The 20,072-nt window shown below is 72.7% G+C and carries 25 protein-coding genes and 1 pseudogene; 9 read left to right on the top strand and 17 right to left on the bottom strand.

Annotated features, from left to right (window positions below; all coding sequences use genetic code 11):
• The first annotated feature begins 85 nt into the window (after positions 1 to 85).
• Complete coding sequence (locus ACFWV3_RS13375; RefSeq protein WP_382411381.1) at positions 86 to 922, top strand: helix-turn-helix transcriptional regulator; 837 nt, start codon at positions 86 to 88, stop codon at positions 920 to 922.
• Here the strand turns inward: ACFWV3_RS13375 and ACFWV3_RS13370 are convergent.
• Positions 919 to 1,128: pseudogene (locus tag ACFWV3_RS13370) on the bottom strand (hypothetical protein); the annotation flags it as partial. The gene ACFWV3_RS13375 and the pseudogene ACFWV3_RS13370 sit on opposite strands and share 4 nt — an antisense overlap.
• A 176-nt stretch (positions 1,129 to 1,304) precedes the next feature.
• Here ACFWV3_RS13370 and ACFWV3_RS13365 point away from each other — a divergent pair.
• Complete coding sequence (locus ACFWV3_RS13365; protein ID WP_382411380.1) at positions 1,305 to 1,547, top strand: hypothetical protein; 243 nt, start codon at positions 1,305 to 1,307, stop codon at positions 1,545 to 1,547.
• 13 nt (positions 1,548 to 1,560) lie between these two features.
• On the opposite strand, the gene ACFWV3_RS13360 is transcribed toward ACFWV3_RS13365, so the two are convergent.
• The 4 genes from ACFWV3_RS13360 to ACFWV3_RS13345 all read right to left on the bottom strand — a co-directional run bounded on the left by ACFWV3_RS13360 (position 1,561) and on the right by ACFWV3_RS13345 (position 3,967).
• Positions 1,561 to 1,794, bottom strand: a complete 234-nt coding sequence (locus ACFWV3_RS13360; RefSeq protein WP_382411379.1) for a hypothetical protein — start codon at positions 1,792 to 1,794, stop codon at positions 1,561 to 1,563.
• Positions 1,795 to 1,859: 65 nt separating this feature from the next.
• Entirely contained in the window at positions 1,860 to 2,858 is a 999-nt protein-coding gene (locus ACFWV3_RS13355) for an anion permease (RefSeq protein WP_382411378.1), read from the bottom strand.
• Positions 2,858 to 3,478, bottom strand: a complete 621-nt coding sequence (locus tag ACFWV3_RS13350; RefSeq protein WP_382411377.1) for a DUF47 domain-containing protein — start codon at positions 3,476 to 3,478, stop codon at positions 2,858 to 2,860. Before ACFWV3_RS13350 ends, ACFWV3_RS13355 begins: the two co-directional genes overlap by 1 nt.
• A gap of 9 nt (positions 3,479 to 3,487) precedes the next feature.
• Positions 3,488 to 3,967 carry a hypothetical protein gene (locus tag ACFWV3_RS13345; protein WP_382411376.1) on the bottom strand — a complete coding sequence of 160 codons (480 nt, stop codon included), beginning with the start codon at positions 3,965 to 3,967 and terminating at the stop codon, positions 3,488 to 3,490.
• Positions 3,968 to 4,147: 180 nt separating this feature from the next.
• On the opposite strand from ACFWV3_RS13345, the gene ACFWV3_RS13340 reads away from it, so the two are divergent.
• Together ACFWV3_RS13340 and ACFWV3_RS13335 are read left to right on the top strand one after the other, a co-directional pair.
• Positions 4,148 to 4,279: a hypothetical protein gene (locus ACFWV3_RS13340; RefSeq protein ID WP_382411375.1), complete on the top strand. Its 132-nt coding sequence runs from the start codon at positions 4,148 to 4,150 to the stop codon at positions 4,277 to 4,279.
• Complete coding sequence (locus tag ACFWV3_RS13335; RefSeq protein WP_382411374.1) at positions 4,279 to 5,367, top strand: YeiH family protein; 1,089 nt, start codon at positions 4,279 to 4,281, stop codon at positions 5,365 to 5,367. Before ACFWV3_RS13340 ends, ACFWV3_RS13335 begins: the two co-directional genes overlap by 1 nt.
• Here the strand turns inward: ACFWV3_RS13335 and ACFWV3_RS13330 are convergent.
• Positions 5,357 to 5,839: a molybdopterin-binding protein gene (locus ACFWV3_RS13330; RefSeq protein WP_382411373.1), complete on the bottom strand. Its 483-nt coding sequence runs from the start codon at positions 5,837 to 5,839 to the stop codon at positions 5,357 to 5,359. The two genes, ACFWV3_RS13335 and ACFWV3_RS13330, sit on opposite strands and share 11 nt — an antisense overlap.
• Before the next feature lie 171 nt (positions 5,840 to 6,010).
• On the opposite strand from ACFWV3_RS13330, the gene ACFWV3_RS13325 reads away from it, so the two are divergent.
• From ACFWV3_RS13325 to ACFWV3_RS13310, 4 genes are read left to right on the top strand one after another with little or no spacing between them, the layout of a single operon-like run.
• The gene (locus ACFWV3_RS13325; RefSeq protein ID WP_382411372.1) at positions 6,011 to 6,409 is read left to right on the top strand and encodes a molybdopterin-binding protein; all 399 of its coding nucleotides are present in this window, start codon (positions 6,011 to 6,013) and stop codon (positions 6,407 to 6,409) included.
• Between the two features lie 4 nt (positions 6,410 to 6,413).
• Positions 6,414 to 7,202, top strand: coding sequence for a molybdate ABC transporter substrate-binding protein (gene modA, locus ACFWV3_RS13320; protein ID WP_382411371.1), 789 nt, complete (start codon positions 6,414 to 6,416; stop codon positions 7,200 to 7,202).
• Positions 7,199 to 7,999, top strand: coding sequence for a molybdate ABC transporter permease subunit (gene modB, locus ACFWV3_RS13315; protein ID WP_382411370.1), 801 nt, complete (start codon positions 7,199 to 7,201; stop codon positions 7,997 to 7,999). Before modA ends, modB begins: the two co-directional genes overlap by 4 nt.
• Complete coding sequence (locus tag ACFWV3_RS13310) at positions 7,996 to 9,042, top strand: ABC transporter ATP-binding protein (protein WP_382411369.1); 1,047 nt, start codon at positions 7,996 to 7,998, stop codon at positions 9,040 to 9,042. The genes modB and ACFWV3_RS13310 overlap by 4 nt, the downstream gene beginning before the upstream one ends.
• A 6-nt stretch (positions 9,043 to 9,048) precedes the next feature.
• Here ACFWV3_RS13310 and ACFWV3_RS13305 read toward each other — a convergent pair whose 3' ends face one another.
• Genes ACFWV3_RS13305 through ACFWV3_RS13295 form a run of 3 tightly spaced genes read right to left on the bottom strand, consistent with a single transcriptional unit; the run spans position 9,049 to position 10,736 of the window.
• Positions 9,049 to 9,642 carry a hypothetical protein gene (locus ACFWV3_RS13305; protein WP_382411368.1) on the bottom strand — a complete coding sequence of 198 codons (594 nt, stop codon included), beginning with the start codon at positions 9,640 to 9,642 and terminating at the stop codon, positions 9,049 to 9,051.
• A gap of 51 nt (positions 9,643 to 9,693) precedes the next feature.
• Positions 9,694 to 10,008, bottom strand: a complete 315-nt coding sequence (locus tag ACFWV3_RS13300) for a DUF4326 domain-containing protein (protein WP_382411808.1) — start codon at positions 10,006 to 10,008, stop codon at positions 9,694 to 9,696.
• 5 nt (positions 10,009 to 10,013) lie between these two features.
• Positions 10,014 to 10,736 carry a zf-HC2 domain-containing protein gene (locus ACFWV3_RS13295; protein WP_382411367.1) on the bottom strand — a complete coding sequence of 241 codons (723 nt, stop codon included), beginning with the start codon at positions 10,734 to 10,736 and terminating at the stop codon, positions 10,014 to 10,016.
• A gap of 64 nt (positions 10,737 to 10,800) precedes the next feature.
• Here ACFWV3_RS13295 and sigC point away from each other — a divergent pair, with 64 nt between their 5' ends.
• On the top strand, positions 10,801 to 11,370 hold the full coding sequence (gene sigC, locus ACFWV3_RS13290) for an RNA polymerase sigma factor SigC (RefSeq protein ID WP_382411366.1): 570 nt from the start codon (positions 10,801 to 10,803) through the stop codon (positions 11,368 to 11,370).
• On the opposite strand, the gene ACFWV3_RS13285 is transcribed toward sigC, so the two are convergent.
• The 8 genes from ACFWV3_RS13285 to ACFWV3_RS13250 all read right to left on the bottom strand — a co-directional run bounded on the left by ACFWV3_RS13285 (position 11,367) and on the right by ACFWV3_RS13250 (position 20,068).
• The gene (locus ACFWV3_RS13285; RefSeq protein ID WP_382411365.1) at positions 11,367 to 12,776 is read right to left on the bottom strand and encodes a PepSY-associated TM helix domain-containing protein; all 1,410 of its coding nucleotides are present in this window, start codon (positions 12,774 to 12,776) and stop codon (positions 11,367 to 11,369) included. The two genes, sigC and ACFWV3_RS13285, sit on opposite strands and share 4 nt — an antisense overlap.
• A 116-nt stretch (positions 12,777 to 12,892) precedes the next feature.
• Entirely contained in the window at positions 12,893 to 13,687 is a 795-nt protein-coding gene (locus tag ACFWV3_RS13280) for an ion transporter (protein WP_382411364.1), read from the bottom strand.
• 46 nt (positions 13,688 to 13,733) lie between these two features.
• Entirely contained in the window at positions 13,734 to 14,663 is a 930-nt protein-coding gene (locus tag ACFWV3_RS13275) for an ATP-binding cassette domain-containing protein (protein ID WP_382411363.1), read from the bottom strand.
• Positions 14,660 to 15,058 carry a GntR family transcriptional regulator gene (locus ACFWV3_RS13270; protein ID WP_382411362.1) on the bottom strand — a complete coding sequence of 133 codons (399 nt, stop codon included), beginning with the start codon at positions 15,056 to 15,058 and terminating at the stop codon, positions 14,660 to 14,662. The genes ACFWV3_RS13275 and ACFWV3_RS13270 overlap by 4 nt, the downstream gene beginning before the upstream one ends.
• Before the next feature lie 37 nt (positions 15,059 to 15,095).
• Positions 15,096 to 16,079 (bottom strand): ABC transporter permease subunit, encoded by a 984-nt coding sequence (locus ACFWV3_RS13265; RefSeq protein WP_382411361.1) that lies wholly within the window; start codon positions 16,077 to 16,079, stop codon positions 15,096 to 15,098.
• Complete coding sequence (locus ACFWV3_RS13260) at positions 16,076 to 16,822, bottom strand: ABC transporter ATP-binding protein (protein WP_382411360.1); 747 nt, start codon at positions 16,820 to 16,822, stop codon at positions 16,076 to 16,078. The genes ACFWV3_RS13265 and ACFWV3_RS13260 overlap by 4 nt, the downstream gene beginning before the upstream one ends.
• Positions 16,823 to 16,946: 124 nt before the next feature.
• Positions 16,947 to 17,084 carry a hypothetical protein gene (locus ACFWV3_RS13255; protein ID WP_382411359.1) on the bottom strand — a complete coding sequence of 46 codons (138 nt, stop codon included), beginning with the start codon at positions 17,082 to 17,084 and terminating at the stop codon, positions 16,947 to 16,949.
• Positions 17,085 to 17,125: 41 nt separating this feature from the next.
• Positions 17,126 to 20,068 (bottom strand): BTAD domain-containing putative transcriptional regulator, encoded by a 2,943-nt coding sequence (locus tag ACFWV3_RS13250; protein WP_382411358.1) that lies wholly within the window; start codon positions 20,066 to 20,068, stop codon positions 17,126 to 17,128.
• Positions 20,069 to 20,072 lie beyond the last annotated feature (4 nt).

The following is a 20,072-nucleotide window of genomic DNA, read 5'->3' as shown; positions in this document are numbered from 1 at the left end:
CGCGCCGGAGCCGCTGACAGGCACCGTTCGACGGTGGTACCGGCAGTACCACCCGCCGTGCCGGAACCGGGGCACCATGGACGGCATGGGTGAGTTCGCGCAGATCCTGAGGGCGTGGCGGGACCGGGTGCGCCCGGAGGACGTCGGGCTGGCGCCGGGCCTGAACCGGCGCGCGCCCGGTCTGCGGCGCGAGGAGCTCGCGCTGATCACCGGGGTGAGCGTCGACTACATCGTGCGGCTGGAGCAGGGCCGCGCCGTCAACCCGTCGCCGCAGCTGCTGACCTCGCTGACCAGGGCGCTGCGCCTGAACGACGCCGAGCGCGACCACCTGTTCCGCGTCGCCGGAGCGGCCGCGCCGTCGTCCGGCCTCGTGCCCCGCCAGGTCACGCCGAGCGCGCAGCGGATGGTCGACCGGTTCCGCAACGCCCCCGTCGCGGTGGCCGTGCACACCGCGATCTACGAGCTGGTGCTGTGGAACCCGCTGTGGGCGGTGCTGTTCGGCGACCCCTCCAGCCAGTCCCGGCTGGAGCGCAACGTCGCCTGGCAGCACTTCGCCGGCTCGCTCCCGGTGACCCACACACCCGAGGACGACGAGGCGTACTCGCGGGACCTCGTCGGCCACATCCGCGCGGCGTCGGGCCGCTACCCCGCCGACCCGGACATCCCGCGCCTGATCGACCGCCTGGTCGAGGCCTCGCCCGACTTCGCGCGCCGCTGGAAGGCCGGGACGGTGGGGGAGCTGCGCACCAGCCGCAAGACGCTGCACACCGAGCAGGTCGGGGACGTCGTGGTGGACTGCGACACGTTCTCCGGCGGACCCGGTGACCAGACGATCGTGGTGATGACGGCCGCGCCGGGGTCGGAGGACGAGCAGAAGCTCGACCTGCTGCGCGTGGTCGGGTTGCAGCGGCTGGGGAGCTAGCTGCCGGCGAGCCGGTGACCGTCCTCCGTCGCGGTGACCAGGCGTTCCGCGACGGTGCCGCCGCGGGTCACCAGCCCGCGCTCCTCCATGCGGCCGAGGTGGCGGGCGAGTCGGCTGCGTTCCCAGCCCAGGTCGTCGGACAGCCGTTGCCGGCGCAGGCTGCCGCCGCCCTCCTCGACCACCCGCGTGAGCACCGAGAAGTCGGCGCTCGAGAGCCCGGTCGCCCCTGATCACCGGAGGCACCTGGGGAATCGGTCTGGGGCGCCCGGCGCCACCGCGAGCGAGGCGACCGGGTCGTGGTCACCGGGCGGTCCGCGCGTTCGTCCCCCAGCCGTTCGCGCCGACCTGCAGCGCCGCGAAGGCCGCGCTGCACAGCTACACGATGAACCTCCGGCGCGCGTTCGCCGGGACCGGGATCGTGGTCACCGAGCTGATCCCGCCCGCCGTGGCGACCGGTGTCGCCGGTCCCGGCCAGGAGCACGGTGCGGACGTCGACGAGGTCTGCGACGCCGTGTTCGGCCAGTTGGCGGACCGACGGGAGGAGGTCGGGTTCGGGCCCACGGCGGCGCCCGGGTTCCGGCAGCGGCTCGCGGAGGAGCGGGGGCGCTTCCACACGCGCGGGTAGAGCGGGCGCGGGATCAGTGCCGGACGGCACCGTTCCTGGCCGACGCGTGCAGGCACGTCCCGGCCAGCAGGACCAGCGCACCGCCGAAGACCAGCGTGAACGTGCCCGTGACGGTCCCGCCCACGACTCCCAGCAGGCCGACGAGGTCGACGGCGTGCCGGACGGCGCGGCAGTTCGCCTGCCAGACCGGGAAGGCCTCCTGGTGCGGCGGGCGGGCGACGACGGGAGCGGTCCTGAGCGTGGTCATGGTGCCCCTTCGAGGCCGGGCGTCGGGTGGGGTGGCAGCGCGCGGTTACCCGCGCACCGCCCGGTTCACACCGCCTGCCCGAGGGCGATCAGCCCGTACGCGCCGGCGGCGACGGCCGCGGACGCCGGCAGGGTCAGCACCCACCCCTGCGCGATGTCGGCCGCCACCGACCACCGCACCGCCGACCTGCGGGTCGTCGCGCCGACGCCCATCACCGCCGACGTGATCACGTGAGTGGTGGAGATCGGCGCGTGGAACACGAACGCCGCGAGGTAGAGCACGGAGGAGGCGGACAGCTCGGCGGCGAACCCGTGCGGCGGGGTGAGGTGGAAGATGCGCCGGCCCAGCGTGCGCATGATCCGCAGCCCGCCCGCGTACGTCCCGGCCGACAGGGCCAGCGCGCACACGAGGATCACCCAGAACGGCACGGCGTAGCCGGCCTGGTTCCGCGTGACGACCAGCGCGAGGACGATCACGCCCATGCTCTTCTGGGCGTCCTGCAGCCCGTGCCCGAGCGCGAGGCTCGCCGCCGAGAACACCTGGGCGCGCCGCATCAGCCGTCCGGCGCGGTGGGCGTTGGCGTTGCGGAAGGCCCACATGATCGCGGTCATCACCGCGTAGCCGAGCACCAGCCCGATGACGGGGGAGACCACCATCGGGACGGCGACCTTCTCCAGCACCCCCGACCAGTGCACGGTGGTGGCCGACGCCAGCGCCGCGCCCACCAGGCCGCCGACGAGGGCGTGCGAGGACGACGACGGCAGGCCGAAGTACCAGGTGACCAGGTTCCAGGTGATGGCACCGGCGAGGGCGGCGGTGACCACGCGCAGCGCGCCCTCGCCCACCGGGGTGTCGATGATGCCGGACGCGATGGTGACGGCGACGTCCGTGCCGAGCAGCGCGCCGATCAGGTTCATGACCGCCGCGAGAGACAGCGCGGCCCTCAACGTGAGTGCACGCGTGGACACCGCCGTGGCGATGGCGTTGGCCGCGTCGTGGAAGCCGTTGGTGAAGTCGAAAGCCAGCGCCAGCACCACCACGAGCACCAGGCCCGCGGTCAGCATCACGCTTCCTTGACCGCGATCGAGTGCACGGCATCGGCGACGTGCTCGAAGGCGTCGGCCGCCGCCTCCAGCTCGTCCACGACGTCCTTGAGCTTCATGACCTCCAGCGCGTCGCGGGAACCGTTGAACAGCTCCGACAACAGCCGCCGGTAGACCTGGTCCGCCTCGTTCTCGAGCTGGTTGACCTCGACCCAGTACGCCGTCAGCTCCTGCGGCTCGGCCAGCCGCGGCATCGCGTCCGCGGTGAGCCGCGCCGCCCTGGCCAGCAGGTCGACCTGAGCCGAGACGCCACTGGGCAGCTCACCCACGCGGTACAGCGTCGTCAGGTCCACCGCGGCGTCCATGTGGTCGACGACGTCGTCCAACGTGGACGCCAGTCGGTAGATGTCCTCGCGGTCGAACGGCGTGACGAACGACCGGTCCAGGTGCCCGATGATGGCGTGCGTGGCGTCGTCGCCCGCGTTCTCCAGCGCGTGCATCCGCTCGGCCAACGGCCCGCGCCGCTCGACGGGCGCGTTCACGAACTCCCGCAACAACTCCACGCTGGCGGCGATGTTCGCGCCGATCTCCGTGAACAGCTCGAAGAACTTCGTGCCCGTGGGCTTCCGGCTGATGCGCATCCGGCAGGACTACCCGGCGGGCTTCCCGGCAAACGGCTCCGCCAGCTCCTTCCGCGCGGCGTCCAGGAACTCGACCTTGGGGCCCTTCAGGTGATCCCACAGCGTTCCCTCGGCGGGCTCCTGCCAGAGAACGTGGTCGAGCGCCTTGACGTACGCCCGCGCCAGCCCGTGCAGCGACGAGGCGAACAGGATGTGGACCATCCGCTCGCACACCCACAGCTCGTCGAGGACGTCCAGCGCCTTCGACTTCCACGCCGCCGAGTCGTCGCGGTCCTCCGCCGCGCGTTCGGCCTGCTGGGCGACCTGGATGAACTGGCGCAACAGGTCCAGCTGCTCCACCCGCCTGGCGTCGGCGCGTTCGGTGGCCTGGCGCCGCTGGTCGTTGCGCTCCACCCGGCGCTGCACGGTGGTCTGCACGAGGAAGGACAGGCCGCCACCGAGCACCACGCCGGTCAGGGAGAGGATCGCGACCCACACCTGTGTCTGCATGGCGGGATTCTTACCAAACGATCACCGCGCCCGGTGGTGGTTTCCGGCCGGCGACAGCACAAGCCCCGGCCGGTCGCGGCGCAAGCCCTGCCGGCGTCGTTCCACATCGCGGGAGCCCTTGCCGTGCCTGCCCCGCTGCTCTGACCATGGCCGCCACCACCGAGTGGACGGAGGGGCGGCGTGAGTGCGGAGGAAGGTGTCGGCCGCGAGCGCAGGCTCGCGCTGAACGAGGACTGGGCGGCGACGATCGTCGGGCTGGTGCTGCTGATCTTGGTCTTGGTGAAGGTCGTGCCCGGCTGGCTGGTGCCGTGATGGCGGAAGTCGAGGCGCGGCAACGGTCCCAGGTCTGGTGGGCGGTCGGCGGGGTCGCCGTCGTCGTGGTGCTGGGTGCGCTGACCCGGTACCTGGAGCAGAACGTGCCGGTGTTCACCAAGGGCACCTGGCTGGGCGGCGTCGCCAAGAGCGTCGAGTACCCCGTCTACGCGATCCTGTTGGGGTTGCTGGGAAACGCGGTGCTGACCGGGCTGGGGTTCCGCGACCGGCTGGCCGGCGGGTTCCGCACGGAGTTCTTCATCAAGACCGGTCTGGTGCTGCTGGGCGCGTCGATCAACTTCGCGGTGATCGTGAAGGCGGCCGGGCCCGCGATCGCCCAGGCGTTCCTGCTGATCACGCTCGTGTTCGGCTTCACCTGGTGGCTGGGCGGGAAGCTCGGCATCGACGCGAAGCTGCGGGCGCTGCTGTCGTCCGCGGTGTCGATCTGCGGGGTGAGCGCGGCGATCGCGGCGGCGGGTGCGGTGCAGGCCAAGCGCGAACAGCTCGCCTACACGGCGAGCCTCGTCATCATCTTCGCGCTGCCGTCGATCTTCGTGCTCCCGTTGCTGGTGGACGTGTTCGGGCTGCCGACGGCGGTCGCGGGCGCGTGGATCGGCGGCAACATCGACACCACGGCGGCGGTGAGCGCGGCAGGGGCGTTGGTGGGCGAGGAGGCGCTGCAGATCGCGACGATCGTGAAGACGACGCAGAACGCGTTGCTCGGCGTCGTCGCGGTGGCGTTGACGGCCTACTTCGCGCTGAAGGTCGAGCGGACCGGGGACGCGAAGGTCAGCGGCCGGGCCTTGTGGGAGCGCTTCCCCAAGTTCGTGCTCGGGTTCCTGGCCGCGTCGGTCATCGCGACGGTGTTCCTGGAGTCCGGCGGCGACAAGTCGGTGATCACGACGGTCAACGACCTGCGCACGTTGTTCCTCATCCTCGCGTTCGTCTCGATCGGGCTGGAGTTCCGCGTCGCACCGCTGCGCGAGGCCGGGTGGAAGCCGATCGGCGTGTTCGCCAGCGCGACCGTGTTCAACCTGCTGGTGGGTCTCGGGCTCGCCAGCGTGCTGTTCGCCGGCTTCAGCGGGTGACCGCGGCGCCCACCCGGTGGATCTCGATGCGCGCCACGTCGCGGACGTACCGGCTCGACCGGGCGTCCCGCGGCGTGACCAGCGTGGGCCGGGTGAGCCTGCGGCCGTTGTAACGGGTGGCGAGCAGCGCTGAGCAGGAGCCGAACTCCGGGTCGACCTCGGCCCACGACAGCACGGCGCGGAACCCGTCCTGCGAGGTCGCGACCACGACGAAGCTGAGCCTGTCCATCTTGCTCGCCTCGTCGACGCGCAGCGTGACCCTCCTGAGCACCTCGTGCAGCGGCACGCCCTGCACGCAGTGGACCTCGCGCACGCGAGTCGTCCGGTACGAGACGTTGACCGGCTCCCGCGCGTGCGCGTCGAGATGAGCCGTGGAGAACGTCCACTCATCGCTGATGTCCCCGGTGACCAGCACCTGGTCGTCGGGGACCGGTGTGCGCGGCGTCGGTACACGTGCGAACGGCAGGTCCACGCCACCCACGGTACGACTCCACGCCGTTCTGCAGAAGCCGTGTTCACCGGAAAGAACGCGTCTGCGGTTTTGGGCGCTCATGCGTTCCGCGTCCACGGCGGCAGGTCACGATTCACACCGCAAACACCGACCGGACTTGCACCCGCAAAAGCGGAACCTAGTATGTCTCTCGTGCCGAATCTGCGGATCAGTGAAGCGGCTGCGATGCTCGGGGTCAGCGACGACACCGTGCGGCGGTGGGTCGAGAACGGGCGCCTGGCGTCGACCACGCTCGACAACGGGCGCAAGGCCATCGACGGCAAGGAGCTCGCGGCGTTCGTGCAGCGGATGACCGAGACGTCCGAGCCCGGCGTCACCGTCGCCGCGTCCGCCCGGAACCGGATGCGGGGCATCGTCACCCGCGTCCTCAAGGACGGCGTGATGGCGCAGGTCGAGATGCAGGCGGGGCCGTTCCGCATCGTGTCCCTGATGAGCCGCGAGGCCGCCGACGAGCTCGGGCTCGAGGTCGGCAGCGTCGCGGTCGCGTCGATCAAGTCCACCAACGTCGTCGTCGAGATCCCGGAGGCCTGAGCCCATGTCCAGAAGGTTGTGCGGAGTCGTCGTGGCGGCCACGCTGGTGCTCGCCGGGTGTGGTTCCGGCGGGCAGACCTCCACCTCGCCCACGTCCGGGTCGGAGGCGCCGAAGGTGACCGGTGACGTCACCGTGTTCGCGGCGGCGTCGCTCACCGAGACGTTCACCCAGCTGGGCAAGGACTTCGAGGCCGCGAACCCCGGCACGAAGGTCAAGTTCAACTTCGCCGGCAGCTCGGCGCTGGCGCAGCAGCTCAACCAGGGCGCGCCCGCCGACGTGTTCGCCTCGGCAGCGCCCGCGAACATGAAGCAGGTCACCGACACCAAGACGGTCACGGACACGCCCACGACGTTCGTGAGGAACAAGCTCGCGATCGCCGTGCCGAAGGGCAACCCCGGCAAGATCGCCGGGCTGGCGGACTTCGCCAACGCGGACAAGAAGATCGCGTTGTGCGCGGAGCAGGTGCCCTGTGGCGCGGCGGCGAAGAAGGTGTTCGAGGTCGCGAAGGTGACGCCGCAGCCCGACACGCTGGAGCAGGACGTGAAGGCGGTGCTGACCAAGGTCTCGCTCGGCGAGGTCGACGGCGCGCTGGTCTACAAGACGGACGTGAAGGCCGCGGGCGGCAAGGTCGAGGGCATCGACTTCGCCGAGGCCGACCAGGCCGTCAACGACTACCCGATCGCCCCGCTCGCGAAGGCCCCGAACGCGGCGGCCGCCAAGGCGTTCGTCGACTTCGTGTTGTCGGACAAGGGCAAGGCGGTGCTGAGCGCGGCGGGCTTCGTCAGCCCGTGACACGTCGCCGAGGACGGGGACGGCTTCCGGTCGTCCTCGCCCTGCCCGCCTTCATCGGCCTCGCGTTCCTCCTGGTGCCGCTGGCCGGACTGCTGGTGCAGGCGCCGTGGGGCAGCCTGTCCGGTCAGCTCTTCAGCGCCGAGGTGGGGGAGGCGCTCAAGCTGTCGCTGATCTGCGCCTCGCTCGCCACGGTGCTGTGCCTGTTCCTCGGCATCCCGCTCGCCTGGCTGCTGGCGAGATCCGGCTTGCCGGGCAGGGGTTTCCTGCGGGCGTTGGTGACGGTGCCGCTCGTGCTGCCGCCGGTGGTCGGCGGTGTGGCGTTGCTGCTCGTGCTGGGCCGGCGAGGGTTGATCGGGCAGCACCTCGACGCGTGGTTCGGGGTCTCGCTGCCCTTCACCACGGCCGGTGTGGTGGTGGCGGAGGCGTTCGTGGCCATGCCGTTCCTGGTGATCTCGGTGGAAGGAGCCCTGCGCGCGGCCGATCCCCGGTTCGAGGAAGCGGCCGCCACGCTCGGGGCGTCGCGCTGGCTGACGTTCCGCCGCGTGACGCTGCCGTCGGTGCTGCCCGGCGTGGTGGCCGGCGGAGTCCTGTGCTGGGCGCGGGCTTTGGGCGAGTTCGGCGCCACGATCACGTTCGCCGGCAACTTCCCCGGCGAGACCACGACCATGCCGCTCGCCGTGTACCTGGCCCTGGAGACCGATCCCGACGCCGCGATCGTGCTGAGCATCGTGCTGCTGCTGGTGTCCGTCGGAGTGTTGGCCGGTCTGCGCGACCGGTGGATCAGCGGGCCGACATGACCCTGACCGCCGCACTGCGCGTCACGCGCGGGACCTTCACCCTCGACCTGGACGTGACCATCGCGCCGGGCGAGGTCGTCGCGCTGCTCGGCCCGAACGGCGCCGGCAAGTCCACGGCGCTGCGCGCGCTGGCCGGCCTGCTCCCGTTGACCTCCGGCCACATCGGCCTCGGGGAGTCCACCTGGGACAGTGCGGGCACGTTCGTCGCGCCCGAGCACCGGCCGATTGGCGTGGTGTTCCAGGACTACCTGCTGTTCGCGCACATGTCGGCGCTGGAGAACGTGGCCTTCGGCCTGCGCGCCCGCGGCACCCGCCGCACCGAGGCCCGCGCCGAAGCCGCGCGGTGGCTCGACCGCGTCGGCCTGGACGGCTACGCGCAGGCGAAACCCCGTTCCCTGTCAGGAGGTCAGGCGCAACGGGTAGCGCTGGCCCGCGCCCTGGCCACCGGCCCGAGCCTGCTCCTGCTCGACGAACCGCTCGCCGCCCTGGACGCGAGCACCCGCCTGCAGGTCCGCTCGGAGCTGGGCCGCCACCTGGCCGACTTCGGCGGCCACACCCTGCTGGTCACGCACGACCCGCTGGACGCCATGGTGCTCGCCGACCGTCTGGTGATCCTGGAGAACGGCCGCGCCGTGCAACAGGGTTCGCCCTCCGAGGTCGCCCGCCAGCCCCGGACCGACTACGTCGCGAACCTGGTGGGCCTGAACTTCTACCGCGGCACCGCCACCGGCACCGCCGTCGCCCTGGACGACGGTGGCCGGCTCACCATCCCGGCACCGATCGACGGCCCGGTGCACGTCGTGTTCCCGCCGACCGCCGTGAGCCTGCACCAGCGCAAGCCGATGGGCAGCCCCCGCAACACCTGGCGCGTCACGGTCGCCGCCATCGAACAGCACGCCCACACCACCCGCGTCCGGCTCGACGGCGCACCGGCCGTGCTGGCGGACATCACGACGGCGACGCTGGCGGACCTGCGGCTGCGGCCCGGTGACGAGCTGTGGGCGGCGGTGAAGGCGACGGAGACGCACGCGTATCCGGTGTGACCGGGGTCAGGTGCTCGCGATCTTCGCGACGAGGAGCTGCCTGGCGAGCACGGTGAGGCCGTGCCAGAGGTCGTCGAGCAGGTCGTCGGTGGGCTTCGCCCGGAGCTCCTCGACCGAGAACCCGGAGTGCCGCTCGGTCTCCGTCACCGCGTCCTGCCGGTAGATCCGCTCGAGCCGGTCGGCCGGGCTGTCGACGAGCCGGAAGTACACCACCGAGCAGAGGTCCATCATCGCGTGCCAGTCCGCGTCCAGGTCGGCCTTCGGGAAGTACGTGCGCAGCCTGCTCTCCAGCGCCTTGCCGGCCACGCGGGACTTCCGGTACTGCAGGCCGAGGTCGTGCTTGACCGTCTCGAGGTACCCGTGGTTGGTCGTCGGGGACGCCGTCGTGTCCTTCATGAACCAGTAGTAGGTGGCCAGGAAGTGGAAGGACCCCGCCGCGTCGGTGACCTGGACGACGAGTTCGTCGCGCAGGTCGCGGTCGGCGCGCCGGGTCTGGACGGTGTGGTTGACCCACGTGATGAACCCGCCGAGCACGAGCGTTCCGACGATGGCCCCCGTGACCGGGCCGATCACCGCGCGCAGCACGTCCGCAAACGTCACGTGTGTGCTGTCGCGGCCGTGTCTCCCGGCGCTACGCGGGCCCAAGCCGGTTCACTCGTTCGGACCCTCACGGTTCGCGAGCTCCGCCAGCACCTCCGCGTGGCACGGCAGCGGCGCGCACCAGCACCCGAGCCGCCGCCCCCGCAGCTCCGGCAGGCGCGCCGGCAGGTCCGGCCGGTCCAGCAGCCACGCCCGGTACCGGACGACGACCTCCTCCCGCGTGCCGTCCACTCCCGGCCGGAACGGGTTCGCGAACGGCGAGGCGGCCAGGTGCCACCCGCCGCGGTACATCGCCCTGCCGACGTACACGACGTCGGTGTGGTCCGGGTCGTCGCGGTGGCCCTTGAGGTTGACGACGGTCACCATCGTCGTCACGCGGCGCGGTGCTTGCTCACCGGGCGCAGGCGGATGTGCCGGCGGGTGCGGGGCTGGTCCGCGCGCTCCGGCGTGCCGGAGGTGTCGGCCGAGCCGGAGTCGCCGTCGGCCACGGGAGTGCGGTCGCCGGGGCCCCGGTTGCCGAAGTGCACGAGCGTGAGCAGGGCGAGGCCCGCCAGCAGCAGGGTGTGGGACAGCACGCGGCTCACGGTGGCGGTGCCGCTGAGCAGGTCGCTCGCGGAGTAGGGGATCAGCACGGCGACGAACGCGGCCGTGACGGGCAGCGTGCCGGTGGAGGCGGACGGGCGCAGGGCCGTCCACAGCAGGCCCAGGCCGAGGGCCAGGTTCCAGGCGGTGCTCTCGTTGAACAGGTGGCTGCCGTCGACGCCGGTGACGTGGCCGCCGTGGGCAGTGGAGCCGTTGCCGACCACCTGCGCCACGCCCAGGGTGAGCTGGGCGACCGCGACCCCGCCGAGCAGCATCCGGGGGAGCCAGCCGCGGGGTTTCGCGGGCGCGGCGGCCACGATCGCGGCGGTCAGGTCCGGGACCGGGGTCGCCGGGCGGACGCGGAGCGTGCGGGTCAGCGTGGCGGCGCGGTCGTGCCAGGCCCGGCAGGACGCGCACGTCTCCAGGTGCTCGTCGACCTGGTCGGCGGGCACGCCTTCGTCTTCCCCGTCCAGTCGCGCGGACAGGGCTTCACGGCAGGTGTCGCACTCCACGCCCCTATTGTCGGCCATCGGGTGTTAACAGTTCCCGGCGATCTGTGGGCTAGTCTCCCGAGTCGTGTCGACTTCGAGGGGTGACGACGAGACGGTCACCGCGTGGGCGCTCGCCGCTGGTTCGGGTGACCGGGCCGCGCTGGAACGCTTCATCCGCTCGACGCAGCGCGACGTCTGGCGGCTGGTCGCCCACCTCGGCGGGATCGGCGTCGCGGACGACCTCACCCAGGACGTCTACCTGCGCGCGCTGCGCAGCCTGCCCGGTTTCGAAGGCCGCTCGTCGGCGCGCACGTGGCTGCTGTCCATCGCCCGCCGCACCGTCGTCGACCACGTCCGGTCGGCCGTCGCCCGGCCGTCCATCGCCTGGTCGGCGGACTACCACGTGGCCTCGGACGCCGACCGGTTCGCCGAGCACGCACGGTCGGCCGGGTTCGAGGACGTCGTCGAGCTGAACGTCATGCTGGCGGGCCTCGCGCCGGAACGACGCGAGGCCCTGCTGCTCACCCAGGTGCTCGGCCTGTCCTACGCCGAGGCCGCGGAGGTGGCCGGCTGTCCCGTCGGGACGATCCGGTCCCGCGTGGCGCGGGCCAGGGAGGACCTGCTCAGCGGCCAGGCGCGCGAGGACGTCGTCTAGACCGCCCGGCGGGCGCGGACCAGCCCGATCACGCCGTCCAGCACCAGGAACGCGACCAGGCTGAGGCCGAGCAGCGGGATGGCGATGCCGACCGCGATCAGCACGAGCGGTGCCGGGATCACGAACCACAGCGGCAGCTGCTGCCACCCGCCGCGCTTCGGCGCCGTGCCGAACGGCGCGCGGCGGTCGTCGCGGGTCGGGCGGCGCTGCCACCACATCCGGTAGCCGAAGAAGATCAGCGTCAGGATCGTCCCGGCCAGCAGCAGGAGCGCGATCTGGTTGGCCAGGCCGAACAGCAGGCCCATGTGCGCCAGGATGCCGAGTGTCGACAGCTTCGCGAGGAACGGCCGGTCGGCGAAGTCGGCCCGCGCGGTGACGGTGCCGGTCGCGGGGTCGACGGCGGCCTTGTCCTGGCGGATCGGCCAGGTCTGGTCGGTCTGCGCGACGGACCAGGCGGAACCCGGCGCGGCGGCGGGGGCGAGCTCGACCGGTCCGTCGAGACCCGCGCCACGCCCGGCGGCGAGCACCTCGTCGAACGTGGCGGCGTCGACCGGGGTGGCGCTGCCCGGGGTGCCGGTGTGCTCGGAGTGCTCGCCCGACGCGACGGGTGCGGAGCCGGGGAGCGCGGTGTCGAGCGCGGGCGCCTTGGCGTTGAGGGCGGTCAGCACGGCGGTGAAGTTCTCGCCGGCGTAGGTCGACCACGTCAACCCGGTGGCGGACAGGAACAACGCGCCGATCAACGCCCACACGCCGAGGCTCGCGTGCCAGGACCGGGTCTTGCGCACACCCTTGGCGCCGGTCTCCGGCAGGAGCACCGCGCGCACCCTGCGACGGGCGGTGCGGCGGCGAGCGAGCCAGAGCACGAGGCCGACGAGCGAGAGCACCCACAGCCAGCTGGCGGCCAGCTCCGAGTACAGGTTGCCGACCTCGCCGAGCTGGAGGTCGCGGTGGAACTGGTCGAGCCACGTGACGGCCGGCGTCGACCCCGCCCACGTCGTCAGCTCGCCGCGCACCTCGGCGGTGTACGGGTTGACGTAGACGGTCTTGCTGTACTCCTCGGCCAGTCCGGGCGCGGAGAACACGACCCGCGTCGTGGCCTCCGGGTCCTCGAAGACCTGCACGGCGGTGACGGTGCCCTCGGGCAGCGCCGCCTGGGCCGCGGCGACCTGCTGGGAGACGGGCTTCGCGGTGCCCGCGGGCTCGACCCACAGCTTGTCGCTGTAGAGGACGTCGTCGATCTGCGGCGCGAACGCGTACAGCATGCCGGTGACCGCCGCGACGACCAGGAACGGGCCGACGAGCACCCCGGCGTAGAAGTGCAGCCTGCGCAACAGCGGTACGACGGAGATCTGGGTGGTGCGGGTCGTCTCGTCTGTTCTCTCGAGCTCGACGGGGGGAGCGGACATGCGGCACCTCTGCAGGGAGACGTAGTGCGAACTTGGAGCACTAGTCGGCCGAAGTGCCGCGAAAGTTCCCGGCTATTTCACTCTATTGCTTCAGTGTTGACCGAAAGAAGCCCTCGTCACACGGAAGCCTTGGCGCGCAACGCCTCCACGTCCTCACGAAGCTTGCGGACCTCGGCGAGGATCTCCATGGTCGCGGCCATCTCCTCGCGGTCGTGCTCCGCGTGCTCCTCGGTCATCTGCGTCTGCATAGCGCTGACGGCGACCGCGATGAACAGGTTGAGCACGGTGAACGACGTGACGACGAGGTAGCCGACGAAGAAGATCCACGCGAACGGCTTCTCGGCCATCACCTGCCGCGCGACCTCCGACCACGCCTCCCCCGTCATCACCTGGAAGAGCGTGAACAACGAGTCGCCGAGGTCGCCGAAGTACTCGGGCGCGACGGTGCTGAACAGCTTGGTCGCGATCACCGCGGACACGTAGAGCACCAACGCCAGCAACGCCGTGATGGATGCCATCCCCGGCAACGCGGTCAGCAGCGCCGACACGACCCGCCGCATGCTCGGCACCACCGACACGAGCCGCAGCACGCGCAGCACCCGGAGAGCGCGCAGCACCGAGAACGTGCCCGACGCCGGCAGCAGCGTGACCCCCACGACCACGGTGTCGAACCAGTTCCAAGGGTCGCGGAAGAAGTCCTTGCCGTAGGCGCCGAAACGCAGTACCAGCTCGACGACGAACGCCGCCAGCGCCAGCCGGTCGATCAGGTGCAGGACGTTCCCGTACGACGCGAGCAGCGCCGTCGAGGTCTCGGCGCCCAGCGTGGCCGCGTTGACCAGGATCAGGGCGGTGATCACCTTGGAGAACCACGGTGCGTCCACCAGGACGCGCAGCCGAGCACTGGGGAACAACGGGAAACTCCTGCGCGGCAAGGGAGCGGGGTGGTCGAAGATCAACCTACCGAGTGCCGGCGGGAGTGGTTCGGTTCGCCCGTTCGGCCGTTCCGCGTCTCATCAGGCGGCGTTCGCGCGACGCCCGCAGGTAGCCCATCACCAGCGACTCCAGGTCCGGCTCCGCCTCCGCCCACCCGTGCGGCGCCGGACCCGCGCCGCGCAGCAGCAACGTGGCCTGGCGCCGGGTGCGGGTCGCGCTGACCAGCGTTCCCTCCACATCGGACTCACCGGCGACCGGACCGGTCAGGATCCGGTGCCCCGCCAGGACCTCGTCGATGTCGCCGGCCACCTGGACACGGCCGTCGTCGACCAGCAGCAGGTGGTCGCACACCTCGCGCAGGTCGGTGAGCAGGTGCGAGGACATCACCACGGTCGTACCGCGGTCGGCGACCTCGGTCATGATGATCCGCAACGTCTCGTCGCGGGCCAGCGGGTCCAGGTCGGACAGCGGTTCGTCGAGCAGCAGCAACCGGGGGAGCCTGCCCAGCGCCATCGCGATCGCCACCTGGGTCAGGGCGCCCGCGGACAGGGTGCCGACCTTCGCGTCCTGGTCCACCCCGGCCAGCAGGCGCAGGACCTCGTGGACGCGCTCGGAGGACCAGCGGTCGTTCATGGCGGCGCAGAGGCGTTCGAGCTCGCGGACCGTGAGGTCGCGGTAGAGCGGGCGGTTCTGCGCCAGGAACGAGACGTCCGGGTGGATGCGGCCGCGCAGCGGTGCGCCGAAGACGCTCAGCTCGCCGGTCGTGGGGCGGACGAGGCCCGCGGCCATGCGCAGCAGGGTGCTCTTGCCGGCGCCGTTCGGGCCGACCAGGGCGACGACCTTGCCCTCGGGCACGGTGAGGTCGCAGTCGCGGACCGCCCACCGGCCGCGGTACCGCTTGCCCACGGCGGTGGCGACCAGGGAAGCGGTCGCGGGGGCGGTCAACGGGGTCATGATCGTTCCTCGGCGGGGTAGTGCTCGTCGCGGACCGCGGAGTACAGGGCGTCGACGTCCTCGACGACCAGTCCGTCCTCGCGGGCGTGGCCCATCCAGCGCCCCAGCTCCTGCCGCAGCGGGGCGTCGTCGCCGGAGGTGGCCTCCGACGACAGCGACTTCGTCACGAACGTGCCGAGACCCCGGCGGCCCTCCGCCAGTCCCTCGCGTTCGAGCTCCCGGTACGCCTTGAGCACGGTGTTGGGGTTGACGGCGGTCGCCTCCACCACCTCACGTGCCGTGGGCAGCCGGTCGCCGGGGTTCAGCAGTCCCAGTCGCATGGCTTGCTTCACCTGCTGGACGATCTGGACGTAGGTGGAGACCCCGGAGCGCCGGTCGATCCGGAACTCGATCACGTCGGCCAGCATAGGTGCTCCGGGGTCCCCACCGCGCTCAGCTCTGCCGGCGCAGCGCCCAGGTCGTGCCCGCGAGCAGCACGACCGCGAGCACGCCGAAGACCGCGAGGTCGGCCAGGTGCACCTGCCACGCCTGGCTCTGCGGGATGAAAGTCGCGTACTTGGTCGCGAGCCCGGACTGCGGCAGGCACTGCAGGAACGCCTCCTGCGAGTCGCCCGGCGCGTCCTTGCAGGCCTGGACCACGGTCTGGACCCGCTCGGCGGGGACCGGTTGCCGGGCGGCGTCGAGCCAGCCCTCCGTGAGCACCAGGCTGCGGTCGTCGTACATGCTCAGCTGCTTGTCGGGCGTGACCTCCACGCGCTGCGGGGTGACCAGGCGGTCGACCACGCCGGAGAACGCGAAGCGCGCCACCACGTACACGCCGAGTCCCGCGGTCATCGCCACCAGCGTCCGGCGGGTCAGCACACCGAGGAACGTGCCGAGGGCGAAGGCGAACAGGGCGTACGCGGCCGGGGAGACGTGGTCGATGCCGAAGTTGATCGGGTTGAACGCGCCGTTCATCCGCGGGCCGAGCGTCCCGGCCGCGCCGAGCCACCACGAGACCAGCCACTGCAGCGCCACCAGCGCGGCCAGCGCGGGCACCAGGGCGATGGCGAGCTTGCTGAACATCCACCGGGTGCGGCTCACCGACTGCGTGAAGGCCAGCACGTGCGTGCCCTGTTCGAGCTCCCGCGCGAAGAGGGGAGCGCCGACGAAGACGCCGACCAGTGCGGGAGCGCAGAAGACCGCCATCCGCCCGATGTCGAGCGGGTTGTGCCACTTCTGCCCGAACGCCTTGACCGTCCCGCCAGGAGCGGCGCAGTCGTTCAGCGCCTGCGTGACGCACTGCGTCAGGCCAGCGGCGGCGAGGTCGTCGATCATGGCGGAGCGCACCAGGAAGACGGCGCCCGCACCGGCGACCACCAGGCCGAGCAGGGTGATCAGCTGCAGGCGCTGCAGCCGCCAGGAAGCCCAGATCATGCCGCTTCCCCCTGTACCGCCGCGCGCATGTGGCTCAAGGCCAGCTCACCGAGCGGGGTGCCGCTCGCGCTGAGCCGGTCGACGTCGCCGGCCAGCAGGACCCGTCCCCGGTGGAGCAGGACGAGGTGGTCGCACACGCCTTCGAGCTCGGCCAGCACGTGCGAGGACAGCACGACGGTGATGCCCTGGGTCCGCGCCTCGGTGAGCAGTGCCTCCAGCACGGTCTCGCGGGCCAGCGGGTCGAGGTCGGCCAGCGGCTCGTCGAGCAGCAGCAGCCTCGGGCGCTTGCCGAGCGCGAGCGCCAGCGAGACGCGGGTGCGCTGCCCGCCGGACAGCGTGCCGATCTTCGCGGTCGTCGGCACGCCCGCCTGCCCGACCAGGTGCTCGGCGTAGCCCTGGTCCCAGGTCGGGTTGGTCCGCGCCCCGAACGTCAGCGTCTCGGCGACGGTGAGCTGCTGGTACAACGGCTTCTGCTGCGCCAGGTAGGACACCGCGGGGTGCAGCCCCCTGCCCGTCGGGCGGTCGCCGAACACCGCGATGTCCCCGGTGGTCGGCCGCAGCAGGCCGGTGACGAGGCCCATCAACGTGCTCTTGCCGGCGCCGTTCGGGCCGACGAGGGCCACGACCCGGTTCGGCGGGACCACCAGGGACGTCTGCTGGAGCGCCCACCCCCTGCGATACCTCTTGCCCACGCCCTCGGCGCGCACCGGCGGCGCGTGTTCCGCCGGCCTTCCGATCGTCACGGCCGTCTCCCTTCCGTCTGCTGGTGAGCCCCAAGGTAGCACCTTTCACTACTTCACTAGTGAAAGGTGCTACCTGTCTCGTCGGGGCAACCCGGCGGCGAGGTGGACGTCCTGGAGCGCGCGGTCAGGAGGTGGCGCGGGGTCCGTTGTGGACGTTCCCGGTGCCGCCGAGGAAGTCCGCGCGGATCGTCCACCGCCGCAGCCCGAGGTGGCGCGGGTGCGCCATGGTCGGCGGTGCGGGCAGGACGGGACCGCGCCGCACTCGGCGTTGTCCACACCGGTCACATCGGCCGGAGCGCGCGGTCAGGAGGTGGCGCGGGGTCCGTTGTGGACGCCGAGAACCGCGTCCTCGCCAGAAGAAGCGGCCACCACCACGCCGAGCGCGCGCTCGGCGACGAGCCGCAGTCCCGCGCGCTCCGCCTCCGCCCGCGCGTGCTCCGCCAGCGTGCGCGCGCGGTCCGCTAACCCCGTCCGCAGGTCGCACTCCGCGAGGCCGGTGAGGGCGACGGTCTCGGCGTAGCGGGTGCCCGCGTCCCGCGCCAGCCGCAGCGCGCGGTCGTGGTCGGCGCGGGCGGTCGCCGGGTCGCCGAGGCGCAGGCGGACCGCGCCGAGCGTGTTGAGGGCGTTGGCCTCCACCGGTGAGTGACCCGTGTCGGCGGCCAGGGCCACGGCGCGCAGGGCGTGGTCCAGCGCCAGGGCGTGGTCGCCCTGGTCGAGGCGGACGACGGCGAGCACGCGCAGCGACTCGGCCTCGGCGCCGCGGTCGCCCATCTCGCGGTGGAGGGCCAGTGCGCGGGTGAGGTGGTCGTGCGCCTCGTCGAAGCGGCCGAGCAGGTGGCAGGTCTCGCCGAGGTTCGCGAGGTTCACCGCCTCGTTGGGACGCACGCCCAGCTCGCGGTGCAGCTCGAGCGCACGGAGGTGGTGTTCGGCTGCCCGGTCCAGGTCGCCCTGGAGCTGGTGGACGAGGCCCAGGTTGCCGAGCGTGCTCGCGGCGCCGGCGAGCCTCCCGGTGCGCAGCGCGGTCTCCAGGCCCTGCCGGTAGCGCTCGGCGGCCTCGGGCAGCCTGCCCTGCCAGAAGTAGGCGGTGCCGAGGTTGCTCAGCGCCGCGGTCGCGCCTTCCAGCCAGCCCGCGGTCTCGGCCGCGTCGGCCGACGTGGTGTAGTGCCCGATCGCGACGTCGTAGTGGCCGAGCAACCGGTGCAGGTCGGCCGCGCACAGCTCCGCCGCCGCCACCGCGGTCGGGTCGTCACCCGCGGCGGCGAGCGCGGCCGCCGCGATCGCCTGCCACTCGACGGTGCACATCCTCAGCCAGAAGTACCCGCGCAGGGAGTCGGCCAGCAGCCACGCCACGGGCGGCGGGCCGTGCTGGGCCGCGGCGACGAGGTTGGCGCGTTCGGTGTCGAGCCAGGCCAGCGCCTCCGCCGCGGTGGCGAGCGCGGGTGCCTCCGGCAGCGGCAGCCGGACCTTCTCCGGGTACAGGGTCCGCGCGCACGCGTCGACGCCGCGCAGGTAGAAGTCGAACAGCGGACCGGGGTCGCCGTCCGCGCGCTCGGCCGCGTAGAGCCGCAGCAGGTCGTGGAACGCGTACCGGCCCGGCGCCGGCCGGGACAGCAGGCTCGCGTCGGCGAGCAGGGCCAGCGCCGGAGCGGCGTCCGTCCCGAGCAGCGCCGTGGCCGCCTCGACGCCGAAGTCCGGTCCCGGGACGTGGCCCAGCGACCGGAACAGCCGGGCCGCCTCCGCCGGCAGGGCCGCGTAGGAGAGGTCGAACGCCACCCGCACCGCGGTCTCGTCGTCCCCGGCCACCGCGAGCCGGTCGAGCCGCCCGTCCGCCGCGAGCTCGGCCACGTGCGCCCCGACGGTCCGGCCGGGGGAGAGCCGCACGTTGGCGGCCGCGATCCGCAGGGCGAGCGGCAGGAACCCGCACAGCCGCGCCAGCTCGGCGACCGCCGCCGCGTCCGCACGGGACGGCCCGAGCGTGCGCTCCAGCAACGCGACCGCCTCGGCCGGGGCGAGCACCTCGAGCGCCACGTGCGCGGCGCCGTCACGGGCGACCAGGCCACCCAGGGCGTACCTGCTGGTCACGACCACCGCCGAGCCGGGCACCCCCGGCAGCAGCGGCCGGACCTGGTCGGCGCTCCTCGCGTCGTCCAGCACCACGAGCACCCGCCGGTCCGCCAGCAGCGTGCGGTACAGGCCGGCCGCGCTGTCGAGGTCCAGCGGCACCCTGGCGACGCCGAGGGCGGTCAGGAACCCGGCCAGCGCCGCGACGGGCGTCATCGGCGGCGTCGAGGCGTGGCCGCGCAGGTTGACGTAGAGCTGGCCGTCGGGGAACTTCGCCCGCACGCCGTGCGCCCACTGCACCACGAGCGCGGTCTTGCCCACTCCCGCCGCACCGGCCACCACCGCGACCGGCTCACCGCCGAGGAGTGCGTCCAGCTGCGCCAGGTCGCCGGCCCGGCCGGTGAAGACCGGGACCGGCGCGGGGAGCTGCGCGGGCACGAGCGCCGCGGGCGCGGGCGGCTCGGGTTCGCCGAGCTGACGGCGGTACGCGGCGAACGCGTCGGCGCCCTCGATGACGGCCTGCTCCACCTGCCGCGGCAGCGCGCTCGGTTCGATGCCGAGCTGGTCGACGAGCGTGGCCCGCAACCGCCGGAACGCCGCCAGCGCGTCACCCTGCCTGCCCGCGCCCGACAGCGCGACCACGAGCTGCGCCCACAACCGTTCCCGCAGCGGGTGTTCCCGCACCAGCACCGCGAGCTCGGCGGTCAGCTCGGTGAAGCGCCCGCGCCGCAGGTCGGCGTCGATCCGCCGTTCGAGCACCGCGAGCCGCCGCTCGTCGAGCCGCGCCGCCGCGACCCGGCAGGCCTCGAGCGGCAGGTCGTGCAGGGCCGGTCCGCGCCACAGGTCCAGTGCGGCGCCGGGGGAGTCGACCGCGAGCGCCTCGAACCGGTCGGCGTCCAGCTCGCCCTCGGCCACCCGCAGCAGGTAGCCGGGGGAGCGCCGGACGAGCCGGTCAGCGGGCAGCACCCGCCGCAGCCCGGCGACGCACCCGTGCAGCAGGCCCCGCGCCGTGCCCGGCGGGTCGTCTCCCCACAGGTCGGCCACCAGCCGGTCCTGCGACACCACCCGGTTCGCCGCCAGCAGCAGCAACGCCAGCAGCCCGCGCTGCTGCGGGCCGCCGAGGGCGAGCGGGCGGCCGTCCTCCAGGACCTCCAGCGGTCCGAGGACCCTGAACTCGACGGGCACGGCG

The organism is Lentzea sp. NPDC059081, assembly GCF_042738015.1.
GTDB lineage: Bacteria > Actinomycetota > Actinomycetes > Mycobacteriales > Pseudonocardiaceae > Lentzea.
The sequence above is the reverse complement of the archived record's forward strand: the minus strand, read 5'-3'. Positions and strand labels throughout refer to the sequence as shown.

Bases quoted from the DNA above. Each gene is read 5' to 3' on its own strand.
- ACFWV3_RS13350 (WP_382411377.1), bottom strand. From the start codon at position 3,478: ATGCGCATCAGCCGGAAGCCCACGGGCACGAAGTTCTTCGAGCTGTTC.
- ACFWV3_RS13310 (WP_382411369.1), top strand. From the start codon at position 7,996: ATGACCCTGACCGCCGCACTGCGCGTCACGCGCGGGACCTTCACCCTC.
- ACFWV3_RS13345 (WP_382411376.1), bottom strand. From the start codon at position 3,967: ATGCAGACACAGGTGTGGGTCGCGATCCTCTCCCTGACCGGCGTGGTG.
- ACFWV3_RS13265 (WP_382411361.1), bottom strand. From the start codon at position 16,079: ATGATCTGGGCTTCCTGGCGGCTGCAGCGCCTGCAGCTGATCACCCTG.
- ACFWV3_RS13365 (WP_382411380.1), top strand. From the start codon at position 1,305: ATGAACCTCCGGCGCGCGTTCGCCGGGACCGGGATCGTGGTCACCGAG.
- modA (WP_382411371.1), top strand. From the start codon at position 6,414: ATGTCCAGAAGGTTGTGCGGAGTCGTCGTGGCGGCCACGCTGGTGCTC.
- ACFWV3_RS13375 (WP_382411381.1), top strand. From the start codon at position 86: ATGGGTGAGTTCGCGCAGATCCTGAGGGCGTGGCGGGACCGGGTGCGC.
- ACFWV3_RS13275 (WP_382411363.1), bottom strand. From the start codon at position 14,663: ATGACCCCGTTGACCGCCCCCGCGACCGCTTCCCTGGTCGCCACCGCC.
- ACFWV3_RS13285 (WP_382411365.1), bottom strand. From the start codon at position 12,776: ATGTCCGCTCCCCCCGTCGAGCTCGAGAGAACAGACGAGACGACCCGC.
- ACFWV3_RS13335 (WP_382411374.1), top strand. From the start codon at position 4,279: ATGGCGGAAGTCGAGGCGCGGCAACGGTCCCAGGTCTGGTGGGCGGTC.
- ACFWV3_RS13300 (WP_382411808.1), bottom strand. From the start codon at position 10,008: ATGGTGACCGTCGTCAACCTCAAGGGCCACCGCGACGACCCGGACCAC.
- ACFWV3_RS13360 (WP_382411379.1), bottom strand. From the start codon at position 1,794: ATGACCACGCTCAGGACCGCTCCCGTCGTCGCCCGCCCGCCGCACCAG.
- ACFWV3_RS13355 (WP_382411378.1), bottom strand. From the start codon at position 2,858: ATGCTGACCGCGGGCCTGGTGCTCGTGGTGGTGCTGGCGCTGGCTTTC.